This window comes from Streptomyces xylophagus (assembly GCF_000716435.1).
Taxonomy (GTDB): domain Bacteria; phylum Actinomycetota; class Actinomycetes; order Streptomycetales; family Streptomycetaceae; genus Streptomyces; species Streptomyces xylophagus.
Genome location: NZ_JNWO01000027.1, coordinates 1 through 17800, shown reverse-complemented (window position 1 = coordinate 17800; position 17800 = coordinate 1). Strand labels below are relative to the sequence as shown.

Annotated in this window: 19 protein-coding genes; 11 read left to right on the top strand and 8 right to left on the bottom strand. The window is 69.9% G+C overall.

Annotation, left to right across the window (positions count from 1 at the left end; genetic code table 11):
• The first annotated feature begins 1 nt into the window (after position 1).
• Positions 2–235: a ferredoxin gene (locus tag OO70_RS40925; RefSeq protein ID WP_043683694.1), complete on the top strand. Its 234-nt coding sequence runs from the start codon at positions 2–4 to the stop codon at positions 233–235.
• A gap of 22 nt (positions 236–257) precedes the next feature.
• Here OO70_RS40925 and OO70_RS40920 read toward each other — a convergent pair whose 3' ends face one another.
• A complete protein-coding gene (locus tag OO70_RS40920) occupies positions 258–881 on the bottom strand; it encodes a maltokinase N-terminal cap-like domain-containing protein (protein WP_043683692.1) in 624 nt (207 codons plus the stop codon).
• A 7-nt stretch (positions 882–888) separates the two neighbouring features.
• The gene (locus tag OO70_RS40915) at positions 889–1515 is read right to left on the bottom strand and encodes a TetR family transcriptional regulator (RefSeq protein WP_043683689.1); all 627 of its coding nucleotides are present in this window, start codon (positions 1513–1515) and stop codon (positions 889–891) included.
• Positions 1516–1737: 222 nt separating this feature from the next.
• On the opposite strand from OO70_RS40915, the gene OO70_RS40910 reads away from it, so the two are divergent.
• From OO70_RS40910 to OO70_RS40900, 3 genes are read left to right on the top strand one after another with little or no spacing between them, the layout of a single operon-like run.
• Positions 1738–3210, top strand: coding sequence for a glycosyltransferase family 4 protein (locus tag OO70_RS40910; RefSeq protein WP_043683686.1), 1473 nt, complete (start codon positions 1738–1740; stop codon positions 3208–3210).
• Positions 3204–3947: a class I SAM-dependent methyltransferase gene (locus tag OO70_RS40905; protein WP_043683683.1), complete on the top strand. Its 744-nt coding sequence runs from the start codon at positions 3204–3206 to the stop codon at positions 3945–3947. The genes OO70_RS40910 and OO70_RS40905 overlap by 7 nt, the downstream gene beginning before the upstream one ends.
• Positions 3944–5011 (top strand): prenyltransferase/squalene oxidase repeat-containing protein, encoded by a 1068-nt coding sequence (locus OO70_RS40900; RefSeq protein WP_043683680.1) that lies wholly within the window; start codon positions 3944–3946, stop codon positions 5009–5011. Before OO70_RS40905 ends, OO70_RS40900 begins: the two co-directional genes overlap by 4 nt.
• Positions 5012–5135: 124 nt before the next feature.
• On the opposite strand, the gene OO70_RS40895 is transcribed toward OO70_RS40900, so the two are convergent.
• Entirely contained in the window at positions 5136–5429 is a 294-nt protein-coding gene (locus tag OO70_RS40895; RefSeq protein WP_043683677.1) for a hypothetical protein, read from the bottom strand.
• Between the two features lie 126 nt (positions 5430–5555).
• Between OO70_RS40895 and OO70_RS40890 the strand changes: the two genes are divergently transcribed.
• Positions 5556–6134: a hypothetical protein gene (locus tag OO70_RS40890; protein WP_043683674.1), complete on the top strand. Its 579-nt coding sequence runs from the start codon at positions 5556–5558 to the stop codon at positions 6132–6134.
• On the opposite strand, the gene OO70_RS40885 is transcribed toward OO70_RS40890, so the two are convergent.
• The 3 genes from OO70_RS40885 to OO70_RS40875 all read right to left on the bottom strand — a co-directional run bounded on the left by OO70_RS40885 (position 6131) and on the right by OO70_RS40875 (position 9065).
• Positions 6131–7135, bottom strand: coding sequence for an LLM class F420-dependent oxidoreductase (locus tag OO70_RS40885; RefSeq protein WP_043683672.1), 1005 nt, complete (start codon positions 7133–7135; stop codon positions 6131–6133). The two genes, OO70_RS40890 and OO70_RS40885, sit on opposite strands and share 4 nt — an antisense overlap.
• Positions 7136–7254: 119 nt before the next feature.
• Positions 7255–8037, bottom strand: coding sequence for a DUF5336 domain-containing protein (locus tag OO70_RS40880; protein ID WP_199827505.1), 783 nt, complete (start codon positions 8035–8037; stop codon positions 7255–7257).
• Between the two features lie 86 nt (positions 8038–8123).
• A complete protein-coding gene (locus OO70_RS40875; RefSeq protein WP_078651750.1) occupies positions 8124–9065 on the bottom strand; it encodes an N-acetylmuramoyl-L-alanine amidase in 942 nt (313 codons plus the stop codon).
• A gap of 119 nt (positions 9066–9184) precedes the next feature.
• Between OO70_RS40875 and OO70_RS40870 the strand changes: the two genes are divergently transcribed.
• Positions 9185–10162, top strand: a complete 978-nt coding sequence (locus OO70_RS40870; protein WP_043683666.1) for an alpha/beta fold hydrolase — start codon at positions 9185–9187, stop codon at positions 10160–10162.
• Positions 10163–10164: 2 nt separating this feature from the next.
• On the opposite strand, the gene OO70_RS40865 is transcribed toward OO70_RS40870, so the two are convergent.
• Together OO70_RS40865 and OO70_RS40860 are read right to left on the bottom strand one after the other, a co-directional pair.
• Positions 10165–10815, bottom strand: coding sequence for a class I SAM-dependent methyltransferase (locus OO70_RS40865; protein WP_043683663.1), 651 nt, complete (start codon positions 10813–10815; stop codon positions 10165–10167).
• Positions 10816–10931: 116 nt separating this feature from the next.
• Positions 10932–12665, bottom strand: a complete 1734-nt coding sequence (locus OO70_RS40860) for an MFS transporter (protein ID WP_043683661.1) — start codon at positions 12663–12665, stop codon at positions 10932–10934.
• Between the two features lie 221 nt (positions 12666–12886).
• Here OO70_RS40860 and OO70_RS40855 point away from each other — a divergent pair, with 221 nt between their 5' ends.
• The 5 genes from OO70_RS40855 to OO70_RS40835 form a co-directional block, all read left to right on the top strand.
• Entirely contained in the window at positions 12887–14083 is a 1197-nt protein-coding gene (locus OO70_RS40855) for a lipid-transfer protein (protein WP_043683658.1), read from the top strand.
• 64 nt (positions 14084–14147) lie between these two features.
• Entirely contained in the window at positions 14148–15743 is a 1596-nt protein-coding gene (locus OO70_RS40850; RefSeq protein WP_234337052.1) for an MFS transporter, read from the top strand.
• Positions 15744–15794: 51 nt separating this feature from the next.
• Positions 15795–16343, top strand: a complete 549-nt coding sequence (locus OO70_RS40845; RefSeq protein WP_043683652.1) for a SigE family RNA polymerase sigma factor — start codon at positions 15795–15797, stop codon at positions 16341–16343.
• A 29-nt stretch (positions 16344–16372) separates the two neighbouring features.
• A complete protein-coding gene (locus tag OO70_RS40840; RefSeq protein ID WP_234337051.1) occupies positions 16373–17176 on the top strand; it encodes a hypothetical protein in 804 nt (267 codons plus the stop codon).
• Between the two features lie 240 nt (positions 17177–17416).
• Positions 17417–17800, top strand: a 384-nt coding sequence (locus OO70_RS40835) for a class I SAM-dependent methyltransferase (RefSeq protein WP_234337050.1), incomplete at its 3' end; no start/stop codon positions are given.

The following is a 17800-nucleotide window of genomic DNA, read 5'->3' as shown; positions in this document are numbered from 1 at the left end:
GATGGGCGACCGCTGGCAGGTAGAGGTCGACCGCTCCATCTGCATCGGCTCGGCCCAGTGCGTCCACCAGGCCCCCGACCGCTTCCACCTCGACTCGGCCATGCAGTCCCACCCGGCCGAGCCGGAAACCGACGCCAACGAGCAGATCCTCGCGGCTGCGGAGGGCTGCCCGGTGGAGGCCATCATGATCACGCTGCTGGGGAGCGGGGAGCCGGTGTTCCCGCCCGAGGAGTAGCAGCAGTGGGGGAGTTGGGGTCCTAGAAGTCCTGGACGGCGGCGAACAGTGCTCGGGTACGGGTGCCGTCGGCCTGTGCCCAGGCGCCGGTGACCTGGCCGAGCGCGCCCTCGGGGGCGGCGGAGCCGGGAGTCAGCACCCGGTGCAGCCGCAGGGTCGGACCGTTCGGTACGGCGAACTCGGTTGTCTCGTCAGTGTCGTTGGGGGCGCCGAGGGCGGGGAGGGGTGCCGCGCCGGTCCAGGAGCGGGCGACCTCCCGGTCCGGGGTGTCGGTGATGCTCTGCGCCTGCGCCTTCGCGCGCCCCTCGATGAGCGCGGCCAACTCGGCGGTCAGCACCGGGTCGTGGCAGCCGTCGTAGGCCCAGCGCGGACCGAGCACGCCGTGCTCCATGGTGCCGACGAGGGCGTGCTCGGCGCCGGGGAGCGGGGCGCCGCGGTAGGTGAGCGGCACGAGGTAGGCCCCCGAGCCGTCGGTGACGACCATGAACTCGATGCCGACCTCGCCCTCGGGGTCGTCGAGCCGGAACCCGCCGGACTTCACCAACTCCGGTTCGGCGGGGCCGTGATACCAGGGGCGGGTGGGCAGCCAGGTGGTGAGGAGTTCGAGTTTGGTGGGCTTGACGTGGGTCTGGTGGATGACGGCCATGCGGGGATTATCGGTCCGCGTCCGGTTCCGTGAGGTCGATGAGGCGGCACACCGTCTCGATGTCGATCTTCACCTGGGCGATGGACGCGCGGCCCGAGAGCCAGGTGATCAGGGCCGAGTGCCAGGTGTGCTCGATCACGCGGACGGCGGAGAGCTGCTCGGGCGTCGGATGGTCCAGGCCCATCGCGTCCAGGATGATCACCGTGGTCTGCCGGGAGACCTGGTCGACCTCGGGGGAGACGCTGCGGTCCGCGAAGGTCAGGGCGCGGACCATCGCGTCGGCGAGATGCGGCTCGCGCTGGAGTGCGCGGAAGGCCCGCATCAGGGTCTCGGCGACCCGCTCGGCCGCCGTCTCGCCGCCCGGCGGCTTCTTGCGGAGCGTGCCGTGCATGTGTTCCAACTGGTCCTGCATCGTGGCCACCAGCAGATGCACCTTGGACGGGAAGTACCGGTACAGCGTGCCGAGCGCGACCTGCGAGGACTCCGCGACCTCCCGCATCTGCACCGCGTCGAAACCGCCCCGGCTCGCCAACTGCGCGCTCGCGTGCAGGATGCGGCGCCGCCGGGCCTCCTGCCGCTCGGTGAGGGGCGGCGAGGTCCGCGCAGTGGCTTCGGGCTTGGCTTCCACCGGCATGGCTCCCGTTCCGTGACTGTTCCCGTGACTGTCGGTGAGGGCGGGTGATCGGACCGATCATGGCAGTGTCTCGGCCGTGGTGTGAATCACCTGATCCACTTCTCACAGCGCCCGTACCGGCCGGTAGATTCAGAACCTCCTGGACGATCAAGTCTGAAACTTGTTCTAGATTAGCGTCCCGGCGTAATCTCGCGGGACAGTGCAGGCAGAAGGGGGCTCAGAGTGACCGCTGAGGCCAGTCAGGCGGGTCCCCAGGAGGACTCGGCAGCCGACGGCGAGCGACCGCTCCGTATCGCACTCCTCACCTATAAGGGGAACCCGTTCTGCGGGGGCCAGGGCGTCTACGTCCGCCACCTCTCCCGCGAACTGGCCCGCCTCGGGCACCGCGTGGAGGTCATCGGCTCGCAGCCGTACCCCGTGCTCGACGAGGGCTACCCCGGCATCTCCCTGACCGAGCTGCCCTCGCTCGACCTGTACCGCTCCCCGGACCCCTTCCGCACCCCGAAGCGCGACGAGTACCGCGACTGGATCGACGCGCTCGAAGTGGCGACGATGTGGACCGGCGGCTTCCCCGAGCCCCTCACGTTCTCGCTCCGCGCCCGCCGTCATCTCCGCGCCCGGCGCGGCGAGTTCGACATCGTGCACGACAACCAGACGCTGGGTTATGGGTTGTTGGGGGATGTCGGCGCCCCGCTCGTCACGACGATCCACCATCCCATCACCGTGGACCGGCAGTTGGAGCTGGACGCGGCGGAGAACTGGCGCCAGCGGATGTCCAAGCGCCGCTGGTACGCGTTCACGCAGATGCAGAAGCGCGTCGCCCGCCGCCTCCCCTCAATCCTCACCGTCTCCGGTACCTCGCGCCAGGAGATCATCGACCACCTCGGCGTCCGCGACGACCGCATCCACGTCGTCCACATCGGTGCCGACACCGACCAGTTCTCCCCGGACCCCGCCGTACCCCAGGTACCGGGCCGGATCGTCACCACGTCCAGCGCGGACGTCCCCCTCAAGGGCCTCGTCTTCCTCGTCGAGGCCCTCGCGAAGGTCCGCACCGAACACCCCGAAGCCCACCTGATCGTCGTGGGCAAACGTCCCACCGAGGGCCCGGTCGCCCAAGCCGTCGAGCGCTACGGCCTCGAAGGCGCCGTCGACTTCGTCAAGGGCATCACGGACGCCGAACTCGTCGACCTGGTCCGCTCGGCGGAGGTCGCCTGCGTGCCCTCGCTGTACGAGGGGTTCTCGCTCCCGGCGGCGGAGGCGATGGCCACGGGCACGCCCCTCGTCGCCACGACGGGCGGAGCGATCCCGGAGGTCGCCGGACGCGACGGCGAGACCTGCCTCGCGGTACCCCCGGGCGACCCGGACGCGCTGGCGACCGCCCTGAGCCGCCTGCTGGCCGACCCGGAGTTGAGAGCGCGACTCGGCCGGGCCGGGCGCGAGCGAGTACTGGCGCGGTTCACCTGGTCGCGAGCAGCGGAGGGCACGGTCCAGCGCTACCGCGAGGCAATGACCGGCTCCGCCGCCAAGCCCTTGGTCAGCTCCGCCGCCAAGCCCCTGGCCGGCTCCGCCGCCGACACCCTGACCGGCTCCGCCGCCAAGCTTCCCGGCCGCTCCGCGGCCTCTCAGGAGGTCGACCCCACGACCCCGACAAGTGACACCGGTGTCTATCCCGAAAGCAGGGCCACGTGCTGACCGTCGACTTCTCCCGGTTCCCGCTCGCCCCTGGCGACCGTGTCCTGGACCTCGGGTGCGGTGCCGGGCGGCACGCGTTCGAGTGCTATCGGCGAGGGGCACAGGTCGTCGCCCTCGACCAGAACGCCGAGGAGATCCGCGAGGTCGCCAAGTGGTTCGCGGCGATGAAGGAGGCCGGCGAGGCCCCGGCCGGCGCCACCGCCACCGCGATGGAGGGCGACGCGCTCCAACTCCCCTTCCCCGACGAGTCGTTCGACGTCGTGATCATCTCCGAGGTCATGGAACACATCCCGGACGACAAGGGAGTGCTCGCCGAGATGGTCCGGGTCCTGAAGCCCGGCGGCCGGATCGCCATCACCGTCCCGCGCTACGGCCCCGAGAAGGTCTGCTGGGCGCTGTCCGACGCCTACCACGAGGTCGAGGGCGGCCACATCCGCATCTACAAGGCGGACGAACTCCTCACGAAGATCCGCGAGGCCGGCCTCAAGCCGTACGGCACCCACCACGCGCACGCGCTGCACTCGCCGTACTGGTGGCTGAAGTGCGCGTTCGGCGTGGACAACGACAAGGCGCTGCCGGTGCAGGCGTACCACAAGCTCCTGGTCTGGGACATCATGAAGAAACCCCTCGCCACCCGGGTCGCCGAACAGGCGCTGAACCCGCTGATCGGCAAGAGCTTCGTGGCCTACGCGACCAAGCCGCATCTGCCCGGCCTCGCCGAGGCGGCCACCAAGTGACCACCCCCCGGACAGAACACCTCGTCCTGCCCGGGGTCCTCACCGCCGAGCAGGCCGCCGCGACCGTCGCCGGCATCCTCGCCGTGCAGCGGGAGGACGGGGCGATCCCGTGGTTCCGGGGCCATCACCTCGACCCGTGGGACCACACCGAGGCCGCGATGGCACTCGACGCGGCCGGCGAACACGAGGCCGCCGAGCGGGCGTACAGCTGGCTCGCCCGGCACCAGAACGAGGACGGCTCCTGGTACGCGGCCTACGCCGACGGCGACGCGCACGACGTCACCGACCGGGGGCGCGAGACCAACTTCGTCGCCTACATAGCCGTAGGCGTGTGGCACCACTACCTCGCGACCGGCGACGACACGTTCCTGGACCGGCTGTGGCCCACGGTCTTCGCGGCGGTCGAGTTCGTGCTGCGGTTGCAGCAGCCGGGCGGGCAGATCGGCTGGAAGCGCGAGGAAGACGGCACGGACACGTCGGACGCGCTTCTCACCGGCTCCTCCTCGATCCACCAGGCGCTGCGCTGCGCGCTCGCGATCGCCGAACAGCGTGAAGAGCCGCAGCCGGACTGGGAGTTGGCGGTCGGCGCGCTACGGCACGCGATCCGCCGCCATCCGGAACGGTTCCTGGACAAGGACCGCTACTCGATGGACTGGTACTACCCGGTCCTGGGCGGCGCGTTGACCGGTACGGAGGCCAAGTCCCGGGTGGAGGACGGCTGGAGCCGCTTCGTCGTGCCCGGGCTCGGGGTGCGGTGTGTCGTCCCCAACCCGTGGGTGACGGGGGGTGAGTCCGCCGAACTCGCCCTGGCGCTCTGGGTGTTGGGGGAGTCCGATCGGGCGTTGGAGATTCTTCAGTCCATCCAGCATCTGCGTGACGCGGAGACCGGGTTGTACTGGACGGGGTATGTCTTCGACGACGATGCGGTGTGGCCGCGGGAGTTGACCACGTGGACTGCGGGGTCGTTGCTGCTTGCGGTGGCGGCGCTCGGGGGGCATGACGCGACCTGTGCGGTCTTCGGTGCCGAGCATTTGCCGTTGGGGTTGGATCCGGATTGTTGTTAGGTGCGGGCCCGGTGGGGGCTGGTCGCGCAGTTCCCCGCGCCCCTAAAAACTCCGGCCCGCTGTTTCTTTTAGGGGCGCGGGGAACTGCGCGCTCAGCCCCCACCGGGCCCGCAGCCGCCAGCCTTCAGGAGCGGTGTACCCGGTTGGCGATCGCGTGGCCGATGAACAGGTACACCACCGCAGCCAAGCCATAGCCGCAGACAACCCTCGCCCACGCCTCGTCGAAGGTGAACAGGTCGCGGGACCAGCCGGCGAGCCAGTTCGCCGCGCGGTGGACGAACTGCACGAGGTCGTTCGCGCGGTTGGCGTCCAACAGGTACATGAGAATCCACAGGGCCAGGATGAGGGCCATGATGTCGGCGATGATCACGATGACATTGCCGGCGGAATTCGAACCACGTCGGTAGTAGGGGGACATGCCAAGCGGATTGCCGCATCCGACCGGATGAAACCCGAACGGCGTCCCCCGGGTGGCGCAACCGCCCCGGCCGGGTGAGGCTGCCGGGGTAAGGACACCCACTCGGGGAAAACCCCGGAGGATTCCGTGCCCGTACCGATACGGCGCCTCTTCGTGGCGCTCACCCTGTGCTGCGCCCTGCTCGCCGGTGCCACGGCCTGCGGCAGCGCCACCGAAGACGCCACGCAGGACACCGCGGCCGTAGTGGCCGCCGCTGCCGCTGCCACCCCGAGCCCCAGCACCTCCGCCGAACGGCAGAAGTTCGCCAAGACCCGCTTCGTCGCGAACGCGGGCATCGCCGCCGGTGCCACCTACCAGTGGATCGTGAAGCCCTGGAAGGCGGGCAAGTTCAAGAAGGGCGCGAGCGGACGCAGGTTCGCGCTCGTCAAGGCGGGTCTCGCGGGCGCGTTCGCGTACAACCGGCTCAAGGCGGCCACCAAGAACGCCAAGGGCGACCCGACACTCGCCAAGGCGGTCGCCCCGCTCAGCGCCGGCATCGACTCCCTCAAGGACCTGCCGTCCAAGCTCCGCAAGGGCGACTCGACCGACGCCACGGCGAGTTCCTTCGACGACATCATCAACAAGGTCAAGGACGCCGGGAAGAGCGCGGGCGCCGAGGTGACCGACAAGGTGCCGTCGGCAGGCCAACTGGCGGGCGGCTCCTAGGAGTTCAGTTCGGCCAGCACCCGCAGCGTGTGCGGGTCGGGCGCAAGGGCCAGCAGATCCGTCACCGGGCCCTTGCGCCACAACTCCAGCCGCTCCGCGATGCGTTCACGCGGGCCGACCAGCGAGATCTCGTCGGCGAACGCGTCCGGCACGGCGAGCACCGCCTCTTCGCGGCGCCCGGCGAGGAACAACTCCTGTATCCGCCGAGCCTCTTCCTCGTACCCCATGCGCGCCATCAGATCGGCGTGGAAGTTACGGGCCGCGTGCCCCATTCCGCCGATGTAGAAGCCGAGCATCATCTTGACCGGCAGAAGCCCTTCGCCGACGTCGTCACAGACCTTCACCTGAGCCATCGGAGCGACGAGGAAGTCGTCCCGGAAGTCGGTCGTCCCGTACACCTCTGGTCGGCTCGGCGACCAGTACAACGGCAGCCACCCGTCCGCGATCGCCGCCGTCTGCGCCACGTTCTTCGGCCCTTCGGCGCCCAGAAGGATCGGTAGGTCCGAACGGAGCGGGTGGGTAATGGACTTGAGCGCCTTGCCGAGCCCCGTACCGTCCTCCCCCCGGTACGGATGCGCGTGGAACCGCCCGTCCACCTCGACCGGCGCCTCCCGCCGCAACACCTGCCGTACGACCTCGACGTACTCCCGGGTCGCGGTGAGCGGCGACTTGGGGAACGGCCGCCCGTACCACCCCTCCACCACCTGCGGCCCCGACAGCCCGAGCCCGAGCAGTACCCGCCCGCCGGAGAGATGGTCGAGGGTGAGCGCGTGCATCGCGGTGGTGGTCGGCGACCGCGCCGCCATCTGCGCAACCGCCGTACCCAGCTTGATCCTTGAGGTCTGCGCGGCGATCCAGGTCAGCGGGGTGAAGGCGTCGGACCCCCACGACTCGGCGGTCCACACGGAGTCGTACCCGAGCCGCTCGGCTTCCTGGGCCAAAGGCACATGGTCGGCGGAGGGCCCGCGCCCCCAGTACCCGAGTGCGAGACCGAGCCGCATATCGCCTCCACAGTCACAGATCTGACGGACCGTCAGTCAATGGGCGGACGGCTGCGACTGTACGACAACGGCCCCCCGCCCGGAAGGGCGAGGGGCCGTGACAGGAACTGTCGGAAGCGTCAGCCGCGCTGAATCCCCGAGGTGTCCTGCAGTACGCCACGACGGCCGTCCTGCGTCTGCGCGACAAGCGCCGGACCGCGCTGCTCCACGGCCAAGTACCAGGTGCCCGGCGCGAGTTCGGCGATCGGCGCCGGTGAACCGTCCTCCGCGAACAGCGGCCGGGCCACCGGCACGGCGAACCAGAACGGCGAGAAGTCCCCGGCGGGAGCCGGAGCCGGCTGCGGCTGCCCGAACGGCTGCCCGGCCTGCGCCTGCTGGGGCGGGGTGCCGTACGAGGGCTGCGGCGCACCGGCGCCGGCACCGGGGTAGCCGTAACCGCCGGGCGGCTGCGCGCCGTAGGGCTGCGGGGCGATCGGCTTGGGGGCGGGGATGAGGGCGACCTGGAGGGCCGGGACGAGGGGGGTGGCGATGGCGCCGCCGGCCAGGACGAGGGCCGCGATGAAGCCGAGGATGAGGCCGGCGGCGGCGCTGGCGCCGGTCGGAGTGTCCACCAGCGTCCAGAACAGGCTCCACGCGACGAGCACCGTGAAGGCCGCGCCGACCGTACCGAGGTCGAGTCCGGCCACCTTGCGTGGTTGCGGCAGGCTGCGGTTGACGACGATCAGCGCGGCACCGATGACACCGCCCACATAGAGGCCCAGACCGGTGCCGAGGTCGTCCCACGCATTCTGGTCCAGGTTGTACCCGTCAACGGAGTAGAACTTGAGGAACGACGCGATGAAGAGCAATACCGCTGCCCCGATCACCACGCCGTCGCCTCGTGTGAGGGAGCGGATATTCACTTCAGGTCCTTCGTAGGTCGTCTCGTCGTCGGTAGACCCTATCGTCCACCCCGTCGGGATGTCCGCCCGGATCAGCCCACTGATCGCTACCCGCGCAGGAAACTCACGATTCCCTCAGAGATCCCCTGCGCCGCCTTCTGTCGCCAGGCGCTATTCGTCAGCAGTGCAGCATCATTGCTATCGCGCATGTTGCCGCACTCGATGAACACCTTGGGAACCGTTGACAGATTGAGACCGCCCAGGTCCTTACGTGTGACGAGACCGGTGCCGTCGCCGACGTAATTGGAGGGGTGTTCGCCCGTCGCGCGAAGGTAGTTGCCCGCGATGCTCCGGCCGAGGGCGGCGGAGGGGGCGACGATGGCGCGGGTGTCGGCGCCGCCGGCGTGGACGGACGCGGGCAGGATCACATGGAAGCCGCGGTCGCCGACTGGTGCGCCGTCCGCGTGGATGGAGATCGCGGCGTCCGCGTGCGCGTTGTTGCCGATGCGGGCGCGCTGGTCGACGCAGGGTCCCCAGGCCGGGGAGTGGCCTTCGTGGGTCAACTTCACCGTGGCGCCCTGCATTTCGAGGAGCGCCTTCAGCCGGTAGGACACGTCCATCGTGAACTGGGCTTCCGTATAACCCGCGTTGGTCGACGTCCCCGTCGTGTCGCACTCCTTCCAGTTCGTGCCGATGTCCACCTTGCGGTTGATCTCGGCGGTGTGCTGGAAGTTGGTGATGTTGTGCCCCGGGTCGATGACGACGACCTTGCCCTTGAGGGGGGTGGGGTTCGGTGGCTTGTCGTCGTTCGACGCGGTGGCGGAGGGAGCGCCGGGCGCGCTCGACGACGTAGACGATGAAGACGTGGACGACGAAGAGGACGCGCTGGCCGCCGCACTGCCCGACCCGCCCCCCGGACCACCCACCGCCTCATACACGAACCACCCGATCAGCGCCCCCGGGACCAGCGCGGCCAGCGCCACTGTCAGGGGCCCTCGGCGGGGACGGCGGGCCTGCGGGGGATCGAAGTCCGGACCTACGTACGACACGGAAGCCACCCTAGCCTTCGCTCGGACCCGGTTTGCTGAAGCGGCAACAAGAGTCGTGGGTGTGCCGGGCCGGGGCGCAGGATCGTGGGACCAGCCCCCGTCACGGAGGACTCACGACCATGGTCAAGGACGTCACCCACCGGCTCGTTCCCGGCCCCGCGGGCCGCATCCACCTCGTGGAACAGGGCAGCGGCCCCCTGGTCCTCCTGGTCCACGGCTTCCCGGAGTCCTGGTACTCGTGGCGCCACCAACTCCCGGCGTTGGCCGCGGCCGGCTACCGCGCGGTCGCCGTCGACGTACGCGGCTACGGCCGCTCGTCGAAGCCCGAGGACGTGTCGGCGTACCGGATGCTCGACCTCGTAGAGGACGCCGTGGCCGTGGTGCACGCGCTCGGCGAGCGGTCCGCGGTGATCGTCGGCCACGACTGGGGCGCGGGCATCGCCGCCCACTCCGCCCTCCTCAGGCCGGACGTCTTCCGAGCCGTAGGCCTGCTGAGCGTCCCTTACGCGCCCCGCGGCGGCCCGCGCCCCGGCGAGATCTTCGCGGGGATGGGTGGGGACGAGGAGTTCTACGTCTCCTACTTCCAGCGACCGGGCCGCGCCGAGGCCGAGATCGAACCGGACGTACGCGGCTGGCTCGCAGGTTTCTACGCCGCCTTCTCCGCCGACACCATGCCCGCACCCGGCACCCCCGACCCGCACTTCGTGAGCCGGGAGGGAGGGACGTTGAGAGCGCGGTTCCCGACGGAGGCCGGGCTGCCCGCTTGGCTGAGCACGGCCGAACTCGACGTCTACGCGGGGGAGTTCGAGCGAACCGGCCTGACCGCCGCCCTGAACCGCTACCGCAACATGGACCGCGACTGGGAGGACATGGCCCCCTTCGACGGGGCACCTCTCACCCAGCCGTCCCTGTTCCTCGGCGGCGCCCTGGACGCCTCCACCACCTGGCTCTCCGACGCGATCGCCGCGTACCCGACGACCCTGCCCGGCCTGCGCGGCTCGCACATCCTGGAGGGCTGCGGGCACTGGATCCAGCAGGAGCGGCCCGCCGAGGTCAACCAGCACCTGACGGAGTGGCTTGCCGGGCTGCCGAGTTGAGGTCAGACACCGGCACCTGTGCGCCGTAGGACACGCAGCGAGTCGGTCACCGACACCTCTGTGAACGCGCCGGACTCCAGGGCCCGTAGATACACGCGGTAGGGCGCCTGCCCGGTGAACTCGTCCTCGACGACCGGGAACACGTCATGGATGACGAGCAGCCCGCCCTCGGCGACGTGGGGCGCCCAGCCCTCGTAGTCACCGTTCGCGTGCTCGTCGGTGTGCCCGCCGTCGATGAAGACGAGGCCGAGCGGCGACCCCCAGACCCGGGCGACCTGCGGCGACCGCCCGACGAGAGCCACCACGTGCTCTTCCAGCCCGGCCTTGTGCAGAGTGCGCCGGAACGTGGGCAACGTGTCCATCAGCCCGATCTCCGGGTCGACCGTCTCCGGGTCGTGATACTCCCACCCCGGCTGCTGCTCCTCACTGCCCCGATGATGATCGAGCGTGAGCGCGACGACACCGGCCTCACGGGCAGCATCGGCGAGAAGAAGGGTGGACCGCCCGCAGTACGTCCCCACTTCGAGCAACGGGAGTCCGAGCCGCCCGGCTTCGACAGCAGCGGCATACAGAGCGAGCCCTTCACCGACCGGCATGAATCCCTTGGCGTTCTCGAACGCGGCGAGGATTTCGGGCTTGGGCGCCGGAGACATGGGGCGGTCCCTTCGGTACGGGGCGAGTTCGTGAGCGCGGCCAGGCTACGTTCGTTTCAGGGGCGCGGGGAACTGCGCGACCAGCCCCCACGCACCCGCAGTCAAAGAACTACCGACTACGCGCTAACAGTCTCACCGGGCAACGAAAGATCCAGGTCAACCGCAACCTCGTCCCCCGCGTGCGTCGCAGACGAGGCCAGCGGCCCATGCCCACTCGCCCGCGCGGCCAACACATACGCCCCCTCGGACGGCACAGCGAGCACATAACTCCCGTCCTCGGAGGACAACGTGGCTCCCGCCTGCCGCCCCCGCCGATCGATCAACGTGACCTTCGCCCGGGCAACAGGCGACCCGTCGGCACCAAGAACACGCCCCCGGAACCCCCGAAGAACCTCCTCCGCACGCTCAAGGTTCGCCTCCTCCTCGCTGCTGAAGTTCAACCGCGGCGCCCGATCCGGCTTGGGAAGGAACAGCGCCATCAACAGCCCAACGGCAACCGCACCGGTCGCGATCAGGAACGACACCCGGAATCCGTGCATGGTCGGGACAGCAACCCCACCCACATGGTTCGCGGTGTTGGCGAGCACCATCCCGATCACCGCGCTGGAGACGGACGTACCGATGGACCGCATAAGGGTGTTGAGCCCGTTCGCCGCACCGGTCTCCGACGCCGGCACCGCCCCCACGATCAGCGCGGGCAGCGACGAGTACGCGAGACCGATACCCGCACCCAGCACGACCGCGATGACCAGGGACTGCCAGGCCGCGCTCATCAGCCCGAGCCCCGCGCCGTAACCGATACCGATGATCAGCATGCCGAGGATCAGGGTGACCTTCGGCCCGTACTTCGCCGACAGACGGGCGTAGACAGGCGCGGTGAACATCATCGTCAGACCGAGCGGCGCCACCAGCAGACCGGCGGTGACCATCGACTGCCCGAGACCGTAACCCGTGGCCTTGGGCAGCTGGAGGAGCTGGGGCAGGACGAGCGAGACGACGTAGAAGGAGACGCCGACCATGATCGAGGCGAGGTTGGTGAAGAGGACCGCCGGGCGGGCCGTGGTGCGCAGGTCCACCAGCGGGGCCTTCAGACGCAGCTCCATCACGCCCCACAGGAGCAGGACGACGGCCGCCGCGGCGAACAGGCCGAGCGTGGTGCCGGAGGTCCAGCCCCAGTCGCTGCCCTTGGTGATGGGGAGGAGGAAGAGGACGAGGCCGGCGGAGAGGCCGATCGCACCGAGCACGTCGAAGGTGCCCTCGGCGCGCATCGGGGACTCCGGTACGACGAGGAGGGTGAGGACGATGGCGAGGACACCGAGGCCGGCGGCGCCGTAGAAGAGGGCGTGCCAGTCGGCGTGCTGGGCGACCAGGGCCGCGAGCGGCAGCGCGAGACCGCCGCCGACGCCGATCGAGGAGCTCATCAGGGCCATGGCCGAGCCGAGCTTCTCGCGGGGCAGCATGTCGCGCATCAGGCCGATGCCCAGCGGTATCGCGCCCATCGCGAAGCCCTGGAGCGTACGGCCCGCGATCATCGTGAGGAGATCGCTGGTGAGGGCGCTGACGAGGGCGCCGACCACCATGATGGCCAGGCTGGTGATCAGCATCCGCCGCTTGCCGAAGAGGTCGCCGAGGCGGCCCATGATCGGCGTGGCGACGGCTCCGGACAGGAGCGTCGAGGTCAGGACCCAGGTGGCGTTGCTGGGCTCGGTGCTCAGCAGCTGCGGCAGGTCCTTGATGACCGGGACGAGCAGGGTCTGCATCACCGCGACAACGATGCCCGCGAAGGCGAGCACCGGCACGACGGCGCCGGACGGCCTCCGTGCGGGCTGGTCGGTCGACGTGTGCGTCATGGAGTTGGGCCTCCAGGCCGTAGGTGTGGCGTGATCCGTGCGGGGCGGACTGATCCGTGCGGGTGCACTGATCCGTGCGAGATAAGTGCACGGTAAACCTCGTATGCATGGGCAACTATTCCGATGCTTCGGCGTACTAACGAATCCTTGACCGTTCCATGAATATCTGACGCGTCGTCATGTCTGGCCATTCGCTAGAACGTGTTCTAATCTCACCCGCCATGAAGGCCTATGTCGCCGGCGTCGGGATGACGAAGTTCGAGAAGCCCGAGACCCGGGAGTGGCAGTACTGGGACATGGTGCGTGAGGCCGGCAACGCCGCCCTCGCGGACGCCCGGATCTCCTACGACGAGGTGGAACAGGTTCCCATCGGCTACTGCTTCCAGCCCTCCACCGCCGGCCAGCGCGCCGCGTATGAACTAGGTCTCACCGGCATCCCCGTCTACAACGTCAACAACAACTGCGCCACCGGCTCGACCGCCCTCATGCTCGCCCGGCAACTCGTCGAGGGCGGAGCCGCCGACTGCGTGCTGGCCCTGGGCTTCGAGAAGATGAAGCGGGGCGCGCTGGGCGGGGGCGCCGACGGCGGAGACTTCGCGACCTCCCCCGTCGCCCGGCATTACGGCATCATGGCCGCCCGCCACGGCTTCGAGATGACCCCGCCTACCGCCCAGATCTTCGGCGACGCGGCCCGCGAACACATGGAGAAGTACGGCACGACCGAGGCACAGCTGGCCGCCGTAGCCGCCAAGAACCACCGGCACTCCGCGCACAATCCGTACGCGCAATTCCAGGACGTGTACGACGTCGACGACATCCTCGCGGCCCGCGTCGTCCACCACCCGCTGACGAAGCTCCAGTGCTCACCGACCTCGGACGGAGCGGCGGCGGCGGTCGTGGTCTCGGAGCGGTTCGCGGACGCCCACGGGCTGTCGTCCCGCCCGCTCGTCGAGATCGTCGCCCAGGCCATGACCACCGACACCGAGGACTCCTTCGCGTCCGGCTCCTGCGTCGACGTCGTCGGACAGCCCATGTCCCGGGCCGCCGCCCGCCAGGTCTACGAACGGTCCGGACTCGGCATCGAGGACGTGGACGTCGTAGAACTCCACGACTGCTTCTCGATCAACGAGCTGCTGACCTACGAGGCCCTCGGCATGTGCGAGCCCGGGGAGTCCGGGAAGCTCGTCGAGTCCGGGGGGACGACGTACGGCGGGCGGTGGGTGGTGAATCCGTCCGGTGGGCTGATCTCCAAGGGGCATCCGCTGGGGGCCACCGGGATCGCCCAAGTCGCCGAGTTGGTGTGGCAGTTGAGGGGGACGGCGGGGGAGCGGCAGGTGCCGGGGGCCGAGGTGGGGCTCGCGCACAACATCGGGCTGGGCGGGGCGGCTGTGGTGACGTTGCTGCGGGCGGCGGCGTAGGTCCTGCGGCGGTGGTACGGCTGGGGCGAAATGCCGATGCAAGGGGCGCGGGCCGGTTGAGAGGATGACAACCATGCCCCGAGCCGCTGACGCCTCACCCTCCCGGATATCCCGCCCGTACCGTCGGGGCTCGGCACCGCCCGCCGCCTGGGTGGTCGTCGCGCTCGCGTGTGCCGGGCAGTTCCTCGTCGTCCTCGACGTGTCCGTCGTCAACGTCGCGTTGCCGTCGATGCGGGCCGACCTGGGGATGAGCGCGTCCGGGCTGCAATGGGTGGTCAACGCGTACGCCATCGCCTTCGCCGGGTTCATGCTCCTCGGCGGCCGGGCCGGCGACCTCTACGGCCGCAAGCGGATGTTCCTGGTCGGGCTCGCGCTGTTCACCCTGGCCTCACTGTGCGGCGGGCTCGCCCAGGACGGCTGGCAACTGCTCCTCGCCCGGGCCGTGCAGGGACTGGGCGCCGCGGTACTGGCACCCTCGACGCTGACGATCGTCACCTCGGCGGTGTCGGAGGGCGCGGCCCGCGCACGGGCCATCGCCACCTGGACGGCGGTCGGCGCCGGCGGCGGGGCCGCGGGCGGACTCGTCGGCGGAGTGCTCGTCGACACCCTGTCCTGGCGCTGGGTGCTCCTGATCAACGTGCCCGTCGGCGCGGTCGTCCTGCTCAGCTCCCTGCGCTGGCTCCCGGAGAGCCGCGCCGGCGACGGCCGACGACTCGACCTGCCGGGCGCCGTCCTGGTCACGGCGGGGCTCGGAGTGCTGGCATACGGCATCTCGCAGACGGAAGCGGAGGGGTGGACGGCCGCCGCCACCTTGCTCCCGCTGGCCGCCGGACTCGCGCTGATCGCCCTCTTCCTCGTCGTCGAGGCGCGCACGGCGGCTCCGCTGATGCCGCTCGGACTGTTCCGGGCGCGGGCCGTGTCGTCGGCGAACGCGGCGATGTTCGTGAACGGCTCGGCGATGTTCTCCATGTGGTTCTTCATGACCCTCTACGCCCAGAACGTCCTCGGCTACACACCACTGGAGGCGGGACTCGCGCTGGTGCCGAGCTCCCTGGCCGTCCTCGTCGGCTCCAAGTCGGCGCCCCGTTTCATGCCGGCATTCGGCGCGCGCAACGTGGCGGTGCTCGGCACGGTGATCGCCGCGACGGGCTTCGGCTGGCAGTCCCTGATGACGGTGAAAGGCGACTACCTGACCGAGATCATGTTCCCCGGCATCCTGATGATGCTGGGCGCGGGCCTTACGGCCACCCCGCTCGCCGCGCTCGCCACGTCCGGGGCCGCGCCGGGGGAGGCCGGTCTCGTCTCCGGGCTGATCAACACCTCGCGCACGATGGGCGGTTCGCTGGGTCTCGCCGTGATGTCGACGATCGCGGCGGCGCGTACGGCGAGCGCGACGAGGAGCGGCGGCGGTACGGGGGAAGCGCTGACGCAGGGGTACGCGCTGGCGTTCCGGACGGGGACGGGGGTGCTGCTCGGTGCGGTGGTGCTGATGGTGGTGTGGCTGCCTTGGCGAAAGGCGGGGGCGCCGTCGGCCGTGGCCGGGGCGGCGGGCGCGGAACCGGCGGTGGCCGGGGAGGCGGGTCCGGCGGTGGTCGGGGACGCGGGGGATGCGGCCTCCACGAGTGCGGAGGGCGCGGCTTCCACGAGTTTTGAGAAGTGAGGCAACGGTTCGAGCGGCTCATGGACTCCTTTAGACATCTAGGAGGTGCCCATGGGGGAGCGCAAGGAGGCTCGGGAGACTCGCGATGACGAGTTCCAGAGCTTTGTCATCGGCCGCTGGCCGAGGTTGATGCGGACGGCATTTCTTCTCACGGGGGAACAGCACGCCGCGGAGGATCTGGTCCAGTCGACGCTCGAACAGACCTTTGTGGCCTGGCGAAAGGTTGGCGCGGCCGACGATCCCGAGGCGTACGTACGGCGCGTGATGATCAACGCGCACGCACGCAAACACCGCAGACGACTCAAGGAGTTCCTGGCTCCCAAGGACGACTCTGGCCTGGTACGCGAGATCGCCGACACCGGTGACCGCATCGCCCAGGCCGAGGACCGCAGCGCCCTGCTCAAGGCACTGGCCCAACTGCCCCCGAGGCAGCGGGAAGCGGTGGTGCTGCGGTACTGGGAGGACCTGACCGAGACACAGACGGCCCAGGCGATGGGCTGTTCGGTCGGCGCGGTGAAGAGCAACGCGGCCAAGGGGATCGCGAAACTCCGCGCCATACCGGGACTCGCCGAGATGGTGACGCAGGGAGGGCGGAAGTGATGAGCGCGGACCGGGAGACGAACCACACCATGACGGACAGAGACATCGCCCTCCTGCTGGCCGACGCCGCGGACGAGGTCGAGATCGGCATAGCCCCCTACCAGGCGGTGCTCCGCGGCGGCCGCCGACGCCGGGCCCGCCGCTGGGCACTCGCGACGGCCGCGGCACTGGTGATCACCGGCACGACCGGCACGCTCGCGCTGGCCTCGCTCCGCGACGGGAGCGGGGTGGAGGTGTCACCGGCGGTGACACAGCAGTCGACCCCGCCGTCGACGCCGGAGGAGCGGCATGTGTATCAGCCGCAGGAGACCCTGATCGGCACGGGCAACGTCGGCGGCAAGGAATGGTGGGTCAGCGTCGACGAGTGGGGTGCCCCGCGCGACGAGGGGGAGGCCTGGGCCCAGCTGCAGTCCATGAAGAGGTACGGCGAGGTGCCGGTGGACGTGAGCAAGTCGTCCCAACTGGTCGGCAAGTCCTCGTACTTCACGCGCCGGAGCATCGGGGACGGGGAGCCCGTCGTCCTCACGGAGAAAAGGGTCGACACGAAGGACAAGATGTCGGGCGTGGACCTCGAGTCGGTCGCACTCTCCCTGGACCCGAAGCACACGATGCCCCAGCGCCTGGTGATCGGCCAGGTCGCCAAGACCGCCCAGGAGGTCACGTGCACCTGGAAGGACGGCAGCTCGACCGTCGTCCACCGGGTCGCGGAGGGCGCCGACGTCAACAGCGACGAATCGGCGATCCGACCGGTGGCCGGCTCATCGGCCAACTGGTTCGTCTGCATCGCGCCGGAGGGGACGACGTTTGATTCGGTGAAGGTGACCTCCGACTAGGGCTGAGGCGGGACGCGCTCCTCGGAAAGTGCGGTCGGCGTGGCCGGTACTGCCGTCCTGGGGGCTCTCGGGCGGGGTGCCGGCAAGGGTTCACCGTGGTCCTGGTATGACGTCCTTCCGGTGTCAACTCCGGCCCCGCACAAGGGCGTTGACGGCATCCGCGTGAGCGTCCCGGATGTCCGCTGAGCTGGGCTTCCGGGCCGCCCAGTCCTACGCTCGACGCCTCGGAGAGGGGACCGGATGGACGGGATGGGCCGGATGGACGGGACGGACCGGCTGGACGGGAACCAGCGCGGGCGGGACATACGCACCGTCGATGACGTACTCCGGCTTCTGGACGGGCTGTTCGTGCCGGAAGCCGATCGTTGGAGTTCTCGGGGTGCCTCCTGGTGGGACGGGTTCTATGCCGACCGTGACAGGCCGGTGCCGTTCTTCGTGGAGAAGCCGGACGAGAGTCTGGTCGGGTATCTCGACCGGGGGTTGATAGGCGGGGGCGGCCGTGCCCTGGACCTGGGCTGTGGTCCGGGGCGCAACGCCCTCCACCTGGCCGCTCGGGGTTTCGAGGTGGACGGGGTGTATCTGTCGCCGACGGCTGTCGCTTGGGCGGAGGAGCGGGCGTGGGAG

Bases quoted from the DNA above. Each gene is read 5' to 3' on its own strand.
- OO70_RS40925 (WP_043683694.1), top strand. From the start codon at position 2: ATGGGCGACCGCTGGCAGGTAGAGGTCGACCGCTCCATCTGCATCGGC.
- OO70_RS40920 (WP_043683692.1), bottom strand. From the start codon at position 881: ATGGCCGTCATCCACCAGACCCACGTCAAGCCCACCAAACTCGAACTC.
- OO70_RS40915 (WP_043683689.1), bottom strand. From the start codon at position 1,515: ATGCCGGTGGAAGCCAAGCCCGAAGCCACTGCGCGGACCTCGCCGCCC.
- OO70_RS40895 (WP_043683677.1), bottom strand. From the start codon at position 5,429: ATGTCCCCCTACTACCGACGTGGTTCGAATTCCGCCGGCAATGTCATC.
- OO70_RS40885 (WP_043683672.1), bottom strand. From the start codon at position 7,135: ATGCGGCTCGGTCTCGCACTCGGGTACTGGGGGCGCGGGCCCTCCGCC.
- OO70_RS40870 (WP_043683666.1), top strand. From the start codon at position 9,185: ATGGTCAAGGACGTCACCCACCGGCTCGTTCCCGGCCCCGCGGGCCGC.
- OO70_RS40865 (WP_043683663.1), bottom strand. From the start codon at position 10,815: ATGTCTCCGGCGCCCAAGCCCGAAATCCTCGCCGCGTTCGAGAACGCC.
- OO70_RS40860 (WP_043683661.1), bottom strand. From the start codon at position 12,665: ATGACGCACACGTCGACCGACCAGCCCGCACGGAGGCCGTCCGGCGCC.
- OO70_RS40855 (WP_043683658.1), top strand. From the start codon at position 12,887: ATGAAGGCCTATGTCGCCGGCGTCGGGATGACGAAGTTCGAGAAGCCC.
- OO70_RS40850 (WP_234337052.1), top strand. From the start codon at position 14,148: ATGACAACCATGCCCCGAGCCGCTGACGCCTCACCCTCCCGGATATCC.
- OO70_RS40845 (WP_043683652.1), top strand. From the start codon at position 15,795: ATGGGGGAGCGCAAGGAGGCTCGGGAGACTCGCGATGACGAGTTCCAG.
- OO70_RS40840 (WP_234337051.1), top strand. From the start codon at position 16,373: ATGACGGACAGAGACATCGCCCTCCTGCTGGCCGACGCCGCGGACGAG.